Annotated in this window: 10 protein-coding genes; 4 read left to right on the top strand and 6 right to left on the bottom strand. The window is 45.9% G+C overall.

What is annotated here, in order from left to right; genetic code table 11:
- Positions 1-54: 54 nt before the first annotated feature.
- Positions 55-1,050: a porphobilinogen synthase gene (hemB, locus tag AC438_RS13710; protein ID WP_053981836.1), complete on the top strand. Its 996-nt coding sequence runs from the start codon at positions 55-57 to the stop codon at positions 1,048-1,050.
- Positions 1,051-1,172: 122 nt separating this feature from the next.
- Here the strand turns inward: hemB and AC438_RS13705 are convergent, their stop codons facing one another.
- Both AC438_RS13705 and AC438_RS13700 read right to left on the bottom strand, forming a co-directional pair.
- Complete coding sequence (locus tag AC438_RS13705; protein WP_274377619.1) at positions 1,173-1,904, bottom strand: LytR/AlgR family response regulator transcription factor; 732 nt, start codon at positions 1,902-1,904, stop codon at positions 1,173-1,175.
- Between the two features lie 200 nt (positions 1,905-2,104).
- Complete coding sequence (locus tag AC438_RS13700; RefSeq protein ID WP_053981835.1) at positions 2,105-3,160, bottom strand: sensor histidine kinase; 1,056 nt, start codon at positions 3,158-3,160, stop codon at positions 2,105-2,107.
- Positions 3,161-3,346: 186 nt separating this feature from the next.
- On the opposite strand from AC438_RS13700, the gene argH reads away from it, so the two are divergent.
- The 3 genes from argH to AC438_RS13680 all read left to right on the top strand — a co-directional run bounded on the left by argH (position 3,347) and on the right by AC438_RS13680 (position 8,329).
- Positions 3,347-4,765, top strand: a complete 1,419-nt coding sequence (gene argH / locus AC438_RS13695; protein ID WP_053981834.1) for an argininosuccinate lyase — start codon at positions 3,347-3,349, stop codon at positions 4,763-4,765.
- 280 nt (positions 4,766-5,045) lie between these two features.
- The gene (locus tag AC438_RS13685) at positions 5,046-6,599 is read left to right on the top strand and encodes an FHA domain-containing protein (RefSeq protein WP_053981832.1); all 1,554 of its coding nucleotides are present in this window, start codon (positions 5,046-5,048) and stop codon (positions 6,597-6,599) included.
- A 131-nt stretch (positions 6,600-6,730) separates the two neighbouring features.
- A complete protein-coding gene (locus AC438_RS13680; protein WP_053981831.1) occupies positions 6,731-8,329 on the top strand; it encodes an ABC-F family ATPase in 1,599 nt (532 codons plus the stop codon).
- Between the two features lie 205 nt (positions 8,330-8,534).
- Here the strand turns inward: AC438_RS13680 and AC438_RS13675 are convergent, their stop codons facing one another.
- From AC438_RS13675 to AC438_RS13660, 4 genes are all read right to left on the bottom strand, one after another.
- Complete coding sequence (locus AC438_RS13675) at positions 8,535-8,882, bottom strand: c-type cytochrome (protein ID WP_082354173.1); 348 nt, start codon at positions 8,880-8,882, stop codon at positions 8,535-8,537.
- Between the two features lie 86 nt (positions 8,883-8,968).
- A complete protein-coding gene (locus tag AC438_RS13670) occupies positions 8,969-9,295 on the bottom strand; it encodes a plastocyanin/azurin family copper-binding protein (RefSeq protein WP_053981830.1) in 327 nt (108 codons plus the stop codon).
- 64 nt (positions 9,296-9,359) lie between these two features.
- A complete protein-coding gene (locus tag AC438_RS13665) occupies positions 9,360-10,439 on the bottom strand; it encodes a cytochrome-c peroxidase (protein WP_202904769.1) in 1,080 nt (359 codons plus the stop codon).
- Between the two features lie 12 nt (positions 10,440-10,451).
- Positions 10,452-11,078, bottom strand: coding sequence for a methyl-accepting chemotaxis protein (locus AC438_RS13660; RefSeq protein WP_053981829.1), 627 nt, complete (start codon positions 11,076-11,078; stop codon positions 10,452-10,454).
- Positions 11,079-11,491: the final 413 nt, after the last annotated feature.

Here is an 11,491-nt window from a genome sequence, read left to right as displayed (position 1 = left end):
AATAGCCGGTGCGTGTTAAGTAATCTGCCAAACACATTACAATAAGGATCTCTTATGAGTCGCTCATTTCCCAACACCCGTATGCGCCGCAACCGTTTTAGTGACTTTTCACGCCGCTTAGTCCGCGAAACCCACTTAAGTGCCAACGACTTTATTTTTCCGGTATTTGTGATGGAGGGCACCAATAAGCGCGAAGCCATTGAGTCTATGCCGGGTATATTCCGCATGACAATTGACGAGCTTGAGCGTGAAGTCGAGGAGCTATTAGCGCTGGGAATACCAGCCATTGCCCTTTTCCCAAAAGTGGGCGATGACGCCAAAGACTTAACAGGCAGTGCCGCATTTGATGACAATGGCCTAGTACCGCGCACTGTGCGCCGCATTAAAGCTCGCTTCCCTGAAATGGGCATTATTTGTGATGGCGCACTGGACCCTTATACCACCCACGGCCAAGACGGTATTATTGATGATAGCGGATATGTACTCAATGATATCACTGTTAGCGCACTCCAAAAACAAGCCATTGTCTGCGCGGCTGCGGGTGCCGATGTCATTGCCCCCTCCGACATGATGGATGGCCGAGTCGCCGCGATCCGTCAAAGCCTTGATGATGCGAGTTTCATCAACACCCAAATCATGGCTTATTCGGCTAAATATGCTTCAAGCTATTACGGGCCCTTCCGCGATGCTGTGGGCTCGGCCGGCAATTTAGGTAAAGGCAACAAAGCCACCTACCAAATGGACCCTGCCAATAGTGATGAAGCCATACACGAAATCGCCCTCGATTTACAAGAAGGTGCTGATATGGTGATGGTCAAGCCCGGCATGCCTTATTTAGATATTGTACGCCGCGTAAAACAAGAGTTTGGCGCACCGACGTTTGTTTACCAAGTGAGCGGTGAATATGCCATGCATAAACTAGCCATCGATAAAGGCTATTTAAGCGAAGCTGTGATATTAGAGTCATTAATGTGTATCAAACGCGCTGGAGCCAATGGTATTTTGACATATTTCGCAAAAGACGCCGCTAAAATGCTACAAAAACCGTAACGCGAAAAAGGCCCTGTAGTATGACTACAGGGCCTTTTCAAAACAACAATCGCCTACTGGGTTATCCGTTAGCGCTTAAGGCAAACGCCCTAAAACCCGATCAATTTTTATCAAGCGCAGGACTATAAACTACTGAGCAATTCCCTAACCGCAGCCACATGCCGACGGCTAACAATAGGCTTAAACACCGTGCCCTTGAGTTTTAACTCATACTGGCCAGAGGGTAAACGCTCTAGCTTTTCAATATTTTTAATGGCTACTAGTGCATTGCGGTGCACACGCACAAAACCACGATCAAACTCATCTTCTAGCTCTTTCAGTGTATCGTCAATCAGAGTATCACCTCCGGCGTGCATAATCGTGACGTATTTTTGATCGGCCATAAAACAAAAAATATCATCGATAGGCACAAGTTCTACGCCACGGCGTGTTTTAGCAGCAATATTTTTACGCTGATTAGGATTAGGCTCTTTGAGTTTTGCACGCTGCACTTTATTAATGCGGCTCGCTTTGGCAAGCGCCAGCTCAAGCTGATCTTGCCTTAGCGGCTTTAACAAATAGCCAACCGCCAACGTATCAAATGCCTCTAGTGCATATTCATCGTAAGCCGTGCAAAATATCACCGCCGGCGGCTCTTCAAGCTCGGCAATCGAGCGAGCGGCGCCTAAACCATCTTCGCCCGGCATACGGATATCCATAAGCACAATATCCGGATCCAGTGCTTCGATAGATTTTAGTGCCTCAATGCCGTTTTGCGCTTCACCCACGACCTCATAGCCGTCTATCCGTTCGATCATTCGCACTGCGCGCTGACGCGCTAGTAATTCATCATCAACAACTAAGACCTGTTTCACAGTCACCCAATCCTTTTGTTAAATGTTGCCTTGTTACTGTAAAGAACCTAGTAAGCAGGAAAAAATCCAGCCCGTAGGCTTTAAAGCCAAACTTATCCTCTAAACGCAAAACCCATGATTCAAAACACATAGAATATAGAGTCTACCCTTAGTATCAAATTACCGAGTAACAAGAGTGTTATATTTAGTTTAGCCCAGCTTTAAGCTTTAGCGTGTTTTTTCGCTACAGTAATTGGTAACTGTAACTGCACACTAAAACGCCCCGCTTGAGCCACAATAAATGTGCGTGCTCTAGAGCCATAATAAGCTTCAAGTCTGCGCTTCATGTTCTCCATGGCGATGCCATTTCCCTGCGTTTTTCGGCCACTAGGCTGCACTTGCGGTACAGGGTTAGAAACGGATAAGCTCACCTCGCCACCCTCAACGTGCACATCAACATCAACCACACCGCCTTCTTGTAAAGGCTGCACTCCATGGTAAATCGCATTTTCGACTAACGGTTGTAACAATAAGCTGGGCATATCCACACCTTCAATATTCCCCGCGATGTTCCAGTTTACCTTCAGGCGGTCACCCAAGCGCAGCTGTTCTATTCGACTAAATCGCTGACACAAATCCAACTCTTTACTCAGAGGAACCAAGCCGGGTTCACTTAAACTTGCACGGAATAAATCCGATAAATCTTCGATCATGCGCTCAGCTAGCTGCGGCTCAACCTCAATTAAACTGGCAATAGAGTTCATACTATTAAACAAAAAGTGCGGACGGATACGCGATTGCAACGCTTGGATACGTGACTCCAACTCAGACTGTTGCTGGTTGCGCAATTGTTGCTGTAAATAAAAATAACGCAATACCACACCAGCAAAAACAGCTGCAATAATAGTATTCGCATAAATAGTATGCCAACTCACAGGGCCTCCGCTAGACTGCACCCACACCCCTAGCGCACTAAATAATGCAGTGATGGCTAACACAATACAATAACTCACCCCCCCTGCAAGCTCGGGCGATTGCAGACGAAACCAGCTACGCAGCGGGCACAAGCACGCAGCACTCGCTAGGACAACCCACTGCACCATAATAGAGACCAGCCCAAATCGGTACCAATTTAAGCCTTTTTCACTAATGCCTGCCACCGTCAGAGCGATTGCTAAAAGCTCGCCAACAATGATCAAATGAAACACCGCTTGACCCGTGCATAAATTAGGCAAAAAGTCATGGCGCTTGAGTTTTAAAGGAGAATTCACTGTCATTTTTTCACTGTCTGTTCCGACTTGTTTTATAATGCTGCCACGACGTATTCATACATGCCTATTTATGCAGTCTAGCTCGAGCCGTGCAATTTAGCATGTCTTTCGCAAACAGCACTCACGCCTAAGTCGTCGCCCATTACTTTTTCTGCCTAACTATTGCACCTGCAAGCTTTAAAGAGACATATTATGAGCAACAAAGACACCACAGCACACAGCGCCTCCAAGACCAACAGCCAATGGGGCGGTCGCTTTAGCGAGCCCACAGATGCCTTCGTTCAGCGCTTTACTGCTTCTGTCATGTTTGACCAACGGCTGGCCAAGCAAGATATTCAAGGCTCTATTGCTCATGCCACTATGCTAGAAACCGCAGGCGTTTTAACCGCCGAAGAGCGCGATGCAATAATTAATGCATTAAGCGATATAGCCGCCGATATTGCCAATGGTCATTTTGCATGGAGCGTTGCACTCGAAGATGTGCATATGAATATCGAAAGCGAATTAACAAAACGTATTGGTCTCACCGGTAAAAAGCTACATACCGGTCGCTCACGTAACGATCAAGTCGCCACTGATATCCGCCTGTATTTACGTGATGAGATCGATGTAATCGCCACCGAGCTCACTCGTTTACAACAAGGTATTGTCGGTCTGGCTGAGCGCGAAGCAGCAACAATTATGCCCGGCTTTACGCATTTACAAACCGCTCAGCCGGTGACCTTTGGTCATCATTTGATGGCATGGTTTGAAATGCTCACCCGCGATTACACCCGCTTATTAGACTGCCGTAAACGCATGAACCAATCACCACTCGGTGCAGCCGCACTTGCAGGTACTACTTACCCCATTAATCGCGAATTAACATCTGAGCTTTTAGGTTTTGCACACCCTACGCGCAACTCATTAGATTCGGTGTCCGACCGCGATTTTGGTATTGAATTTTGCAGCTTTGCGGCCATTTTACTTACACACATGTCTCGCATGAGTGAAGAGCTTATTTTATGGACTTCAGCGCAATTTAACTTTATTGATCTGCCCGACCGCTTTTGCACCGGTTCATCGATCATGCCTCAAAAGAAAAACCCCGATGTTCCCGAGCTGGTACGCGGTAAAACTGGTCGTGTTAACGGGCATTTAGTGTCATTACTCACCCTCATGAAATCACAACCACTGGCTTACAACAAAGACAATCAAGAGGATAAAGAACCGTTATTTGATACCGTAGATACAGTACGCGACTGCTTGCGAGCCTTTGCCGATATGATTCCCGCCATCACCCCCAAAAAAGACAATATGCGCAAAGCCGCTATGCAAGGCTTCGCTACCGCAACCGACATGGCTGACTATCTCGTCCGTCAGGGCATTGCCTTTCGTGATGCCCATGAAATTGTCGGTAAATCCGTTGCTTATGGTATTGCACACAACAAAGATTTATCCGAGATGACGCTGCAAGAACTTCAGCAGTTCTCACCAAATATTGAACACGGTATCTTTGATGTGCTGACATTAGAAGGCTCAGTTGCCGCGCGTAATCATATCGGCGGAACGGCTCCTGAACACGTTATTCTTGCAGCCCAAAAAGCCAAAGCTGATTTGCTCACACGCTAAGTATTGACCAAGCTCGAATGATTGCACTCACGTATGACTCAGCACACGATATACGGCATCCGTGAGTACAATAACCAAGCATTCATTATCTTTTCGCCAACACGGTCAAAAAACAGCCAAAAAACTGGCACTAACGCAATGACTCCGACGCCACTTTATGATCTAATTGCGCCTCTCAATGAAACGCTATTAGAGATTGAGCTGCGCCAATGATAATGACTTCGGGCGCCTCACCTCACACAATGACAACCTAGCTGCACAACCTACAATAGGTACCCGCGTGACTATCGACGAAATCAATATTCCCCAAGCAACCTCATCAGACTTTGAATTAGTGTGCAAAAATACAGGTAAGGCTTACGCTTTAGCCGATGAGGTATTGATAGGGCAGGAACTTGATTGCACTATTCGACTTAAGTCTCCGCAAATTCGCCGCTACCACGCCAAGCTTAATAGAAGTGAAGATGGCTTGTTTTTAGAAGACCTCAACTCACAAAATAACACTTACCTCAACGGTTGCCGAATAGGCACAGGTGCCTGGGTGACACTAGGCGATGAAATCAATTTTAATGGCGCTAAATTTTTAATTAAAGCGCAAAACCTCTCAAAAACCGAACACACCCCGCGCACCTTTAGCGCCAGCCAGCGCCCACGCACCTCACAAAATACAGAGCGCGCATCGGCACCGGTTAAACACTCACCCATCGAGTTAAAGCCAGCCCCGAAGATACCCTTTTCTAATCAAGATGTTGTTGAAGCTACGCGAGCCTTAGAGGCGCGCGCCAAAGAGCGCTTACAACTGTATAAGCAAGAGGAATCAATACTCAACCCCGACTGGGAAGCCTTTATCGACAAGCGACAAAAGGTAGACCGCACCAGCTCTCGCGCCCAAGCAGACAATCCAAGTCGTGCAGCGCCAACCAGTGCCAAACCCACGCCACACAGACTAGCCAACGAGACGGTCAAAACCTCTGCAGCGCTCAAGCCAGCTGTAGGCGAGCCTCTCACCAAGCCTGCGGTCAAACCCAATGCCCTCTCAACTGCAACACCGCGATCAGCGCAGCCAACCAGCGCCAAGCCGATACCCCGCAAAAAAGCTCCCGCCGAAGCTGCTACTAGAGGCGCTCTTACTCAAACAGCGACCAATAAGCCCTCTATGACTCAACCCTCTATTACTAAGCCTGCTCATACGGCCGCCCCCATCAACACACCTTCGCCGCGCCTAAACGACAAAAACGACATCAGTAGTGCTAACAGTAATAAGAGCAACAATAGTGCAGCATCGCGCAGCATCACCTTGCCCAATATACAAGTGCCCGCTATTGAAGCCGCTAACGATGTTGCCCGCGAAACACCAACCCAGCCAGCAGCACACAAAAACACATCGGTCATCGCGAGTAGTGGTGATACCGGCAGTGGCCCTCGCTTAGTGGTACAAACAGCACCTACGCGCGGAAAGTGCTATCTACTAGCGCCTACCGACGCTAAAAAAGTCTGGACTATCGGGCGCGCTGACCATGCCGACCTTCAAGTCAGCGAAGAGGGCATCGACCTTATTCATGCACAAGTCGAGCTCACAGATGAGCACTACACTATTCGTACGACACGCAGCACCAACGGTATGCTAATCAACGATACTTTTAAAAACGAAGCCGCTTTAAAGGCTGGCGATAAAATTCAATTTGGCCGAATGGCTTTTGAGTTTCGCGCTGACTACCAAAGCACACCCATTGCTGAATCCGAGCCCAAACACAAAATTAATTATGGTTTACTCTTGGGCTCCTTAGTTGTACTCGGTGCTTTATTAATTGCCTTAACTCAAAGCCCTTTTTAGGTAAGACTATCTGTTTGATAGGCGCTAATGAGTCACTATTGGCTTAGCGCCATCGACTCGACTCCTTCTCGATAAACCCTTATAGTGCGCGTAAATTATTCTTCTTTTACTTTCGATCTATAGGCTTCCCGTTGATTTCTACCGCAAATATCACCATGCAATTTGGCAGCAAACCGCTGTTTGAAAATATCTCCGTAAAATTTGGCGATGGTAATCGCTATGGACTGATTGGCGCTAACGGGTGCGGCAAATCAACATTCATGAAGATATTGGATGGTACGCTCACCCAAACATCTGGTACGGTCAGTATTACGCCCAACGAGCGTATCGGCAAATTAAGCCAAGACCAATTTGCCTTTGAAGAGTATTCCGTTATTGATACCGTTATCATGGGTCACACCGAACTTTGGGCAGTCAAACAAGAGCGCGATCGCATTTATTCTTTACCCGAAATGAGCGAAGAAGATGGCATGAAAGTCGCCGAACTCGAAACATTATTCGCTGAAATGGATGGCTACAGTGCTGAGAGTCGTGCAGGTGAAATTTTATTAGGCGCGGGTATTGATTTAGCACTGCATTTTGGCCCGATGAGTGATGTTGCCCCCGGCTGGAAGCTGCGCGTATTACTTGCTCAAGCGCTATTTTCTGATCCAGATATTTTACTGCTGGATGAACCAACCAACAACTTGGATATTCACACCATTCATTGGTTGGAAGAGGTTCTTAATCAACGTAAAAGTACCATGATCATTATTTCGCATGATCGCCACTTTTTAAACTCTGTCTGCACTCATATGGCCGACATTGATTATTGCGACCTGCGTATTTACCCTGGCAACTATGATGACTTCATGACGGCCTCTACGCAGGTACAAGAGCGCCTTCAAAGCGAAAACGCTAAAAAGAAAGCGCAAATGGCCGAGCTTCAACAGTTTGTCAGTCGTTTTTCAGCTAACGCATCCAAAGCAAAACAGGCAAGCTCACGCGCCAAACGCTTAACAAAAATTAAGCTCGATGATATCAAACCCTCTAGCCGCGTAAGCCCTTATATTCGTTTCACGCAGGAGAAGAAACTACACCGCCAAGCGGTTACCCTTGAAAACCTTAGTCACGGTTTTGACGGTGAAACGTTGTTTTCGGGCGGGGATATCCTCTTAGAAGCGGGGTCACGGCTTGCCGTGATCGGCGAAAACGGTGCGGGCAAAACAACCTTTTTACGCTGCCTAATCGGTGACTTTCACGCCTCGAGCGGCCGCATACAATGGGCCGAAAATGCGACGATTGGCTATTGCCCTCAAGACAGCACTCGTGATTTTGATTGTGATAAAACGTTATTTGACTGGATGAGCCAATGGCGTAAACCGAATCATGACGATCAAATTGTACGCAGTACCTTAGGCCGGTTACTCTTTAGTGCCGATGACTTTAAGAAAAAAGTCCATGTGTGCTCAGGCGGTGAAAAAAACCGATTACTGTTTGGTAAACTTATGATGCAAGACACCAACATATTAATTATGGACGAGCCTACAAACCATTTAGATATGGAGTCCATTGAGGCGCTAAACTTAGCCCTCGAGCACTACGAAGGCACTCTTATTTTTGTAAGCCATGACCGTGAGTTTGTCTCTTCACTCGCCACTCGAATTATCGAAATCAAAGACAAAAAACTACATGACTTTCAAGGCTCTTATGATGAGTATTTAGCCAATGAAGAAGCGCTCGCGCAGTGACGCCATGGTGAGTGTCGCTACTCACCAAGCTGCCCAACCCCACCGAAAAGGTCATAATAGATGGCTTCAGCAGCCCAGTAAATAGTGCATTAGGCCCAATGCGGTGCCTCTAAATACGGTATCTCTAAATACGGTACCTCTAAAATAGGACTGCCGAATTCCAGTCATCTTAAATAGTGACTGCTTGGTTCTGAATAATGACTGTTTACTGCACCCTTAAACGATAAATATATTCCACCACATCTTTAATTTGCTGCTCGTCGAGCTCTTGCCCCCATACCGGCATTTGCGGCGAGCGGCCCATAATCCCCCCACCATAAGTAATAATTTTTTGCATATATGCTTTTGAACGCTTGCTTTTTATTAGATTCGCTGGTGGCGGTTCCGTGATCACCTTTGCCATACGGCCATCGCCCACACCTTTCTCGCCATGACAAAGCACGCAATTCGCACGGTAAATATCACCCCCTCGCTCACTGCTTGACCCTTTAGCCAAAACATCCGTCTCTGCCGCCTGTACATTCGTAACAGCCAAAGAAACACTTAAAGCCATACTTAAACAACATAACCTGTTTAAAAAAGCAGCTCGCACAAACAGTGTATTCACAATACAGCATACTGGATAATAAATAGTCGTCATTATTGCACCGTGATTGTCATAGTCATGTCCGGATGCACCGCGCACTCAACCTCAACCTCACCAGGGGCGTCAAATGTTACATCACGCGCAACACCTTGTGGATAAGAGCCTAAATCAAATAATTTGGCATCCGACAAACTAAACACATTATGAAAAAATGCATCTTCATTTTTAAAAGAAACCGTATCACCCACCTTGATCACTAATGCTTTTTGTGTAAAAGCTTTATTTTTTTGGCCGACTTCAAAGACCTCTGCGCACAAAGAGGTGGTGACACTCACACTACTCAAACAAACTATTAAGGTAAAAAACTTTAAACTCTTCATACAACATTCCCATAAATAGGTTACGTCATTAAGATAATAGCCATTACATGACATATGACGCGATTTAATGTAAAGGCAATTGCGGTAAAGTTACTTCAACAAATGGAGATTCTAGCGCTTGTAAAAAAGCTATAATATCCGCTGACTCCTGCGCAGTAAGAGTCAGCGCTTTTAGATTAGGCGAGACATTGGTTTTAACAACTCCACCAACAATATAATGCGTCATTACGGCATCTAGCGTCTTTGCCGAACCATCATGAAAATAAGGTGCTGTACGAGTAATTTCACGTAAAGTCGGTGTTTTAAATGCGCCTTTCATCATGCGAATAGGCTTTTCACTATAACGCCCTAAATCGGGATTTTCTTCACCAAAGGAAGCCAAGCCTAAATTATGAAAACCGTTATCAGTAAAGTTAGGCGCACTATGGCATACACTGCAATTTCCTTTATTAGGATCGACAAATAATTTAAAACCTCTAACTTGTTGCGCATTCATTGCCTTGCTATCGCCTTGTACCCAGCGATCGAAGTCAGAGTTACGACTAATCACTGTTCGTTCATAGCTCGCAATCGCCTTAGCAACCAGCTCCGGCGTTAGGGGCTGACCTGCGTAAGCATCGGCAAATGCCTGCTGATAACCTGTATTGGTTTTTAAAAAATCCAGTAAAACGGTGAGATCCATATTCATTTCTTGCTTTGCTGTGATTGGTCCTAACGCCTGCTCTTCTAAAGTTTTTTTGCGTCCGTCCCACATTTGAATAGGGTTATAACCGGTATTAATGACTGTTGGTGTGGCGCGCGCTAACATCTCGCTTTTAGCACCGCGCCCTGTTGGCAAGGCATCTCCCCAGCCTAAGCTTGGATGGTGACAACTGGCGCATGACATATTGCTATCACCACTTAGTCGCGGATCAAAAAACAATTGCTTACCCAGTGCAATTCTCGCGGCCGTCGGCTGATTATCGTCAGGAGACTCAGGCGTCACCGGTAATAGCCAATGCTGCAGTGATGCATGCCCGGCCTTAAACACCATTTGCCCATCTAACACAGTACTAGCAAATAACGGTAACGCACTCATCATACAATAAATGCCGGCAAACCCAGCAACGCACCATCCTGATAATGTTTTTTTGATATCGTTCATAAAATAACCTAGCTAGTTTTTAAAGTGCTCAATGGCTGTTGTTAAACTACGACTAATATTGCCTAATTGAATAGAGAGCTCATCTAAATTTTCAACACTTTGGTGACTACTATTGGAAACTTGAGATAAATATTTAGACGATGTTAATATCTCATCGATTGCTTTAATTTGCGCAGCATTTAGTGCTTGCAATAACTCAATAGACGCCAAAGTTTTATCCGCATTTTGACTTGCATTAATCGTACTATCCGAAGCATGCGACAAACTACTCACATTGGTATCGATCACTGTGCTAGCTTTGGCGAGGGCTTCAACGGCACTATCGACATTGTCACGCATATGGGCCGCCAAATCTGATATCTCCTCTACAGCATGACTAGAGCGCTGAGCTAATGTTCTTACCTCGTCAGCCACCACAGCAAAACCACGCCCCTGCTCACCCGCTCTGGCTGCTTCAATCGCTGCATTCAAGGCGAGTAAATTTGTTTGCTCCGAGATATCACGAATTGTTGCCGTGATTTCGGTAATTGTTTTTGCCGAGGCCGATAATTTACTGGTTTTTTGTGCCGCCGCATTCATTTCTTGCTTAAAGCGATTAAAGCTTTCAAAAGTTGCCTGAATATCATCGCTCGATTGCATACAGGTTGCCGAGGCCAATTTTGAACTGTGTATGCTCGTGTCTAAGTGTTTATCAACATCGCGTGAAATACCATTGAGCTCATCGATTTTTTCATCAATACGGCAGATTTGCTGATAAACTTCTTCTGATTGATTTCTTGTATTATTAGAAACCTCTTCCAGTGCGTGGGAGTTTTTATTAAGTATTTCTATTTGAAAAATAATGCCGCGAACAATCAGCTGTACTTTTTCAAGCGCTTTATTTAATCAACACTTCGGACAGTTTTAGACTCCAGAGCAAGCACAAAAGAGTCATGTAGCGCTGGCAGGAAGAGAGGTGGTGTTTTTGTAATATAAGTAGGTGTCACAGGTAAATTTTGAGATAATTTGGTTTCTAAGATCAAATAGCCCACAAGATTTACCCATGACAGACC

This window comes from Marinagarivorans algicola, from assembly GCF_001292705.1.
In the GTDB taxonomy this organism is placed as follows: domain Bacteria; phylum Pseudomonadota; class Gammaproteobacteria; order Pseudomonadales; family Cellvibrionaceae; genus Marinagarivorans; species Marinagarivorans algicola.
The sequence above is the reverse complement of the archived record's forward strand: the minus strand, read 5'-3'. Positions and strand labels throughout refer to the sequence as shown.

What these genes read in the sequence shown, in the direction of transcription:
- hemB (WP_053981836.1), top strand. Translation starts at nt 55, where the DNA reads ATGAGTCGCTCATTTCCCAACACCCGTATGCGCCGCAACCGTTTTAGT.
- AC438_RS13700 (WP_053981835.1), bottom strand. Translation starts at nt 3,160, where the DNA reads ATGACAGTGAATTCTCCTTTAAAACTCAAGCGCCATGACTTTTTGCCT.
- argH (WP_053981834.1), top strand. Translation starts at nt 3,347, where the DNA reads ATGAGCAACAAAGACACCACAGCACACAGCGCCTCCAAGACCAACAGC.
- AC438_RS13675 (WP_082354173.1), bottom strand. Translation starts at nt 8,882, where the DNA reads ATGGCTTTAAGTGTTTCTTTGGCTGTTACGAATGTACAGGCGGCAGAG.
- AC438_RS13670 (WP_053981830.1), bottom strand. Translation starts at nt 9,295, where the DNA reads ATGAAGAGTTTAAAGTTTTTTACCTTAATAGTTTGTTTGAGTAGTGTG.
- AC438_RS13665 (WP_202904769.1), bottom strand. Translation starts at nt 10,439, where the DNA reads ATGAACGATATCAAAAAAACATTATCAGGATGGTGCGTTGCTGGGTTT.
- AC438_RS13660 (WP_053981829.1), bottom strand. Translation starts at nt 11,078, where the DNA reads ATGCAATCGAGCGATGATATTCAGGCAACTTTTGAAAGCTTTAATCGC.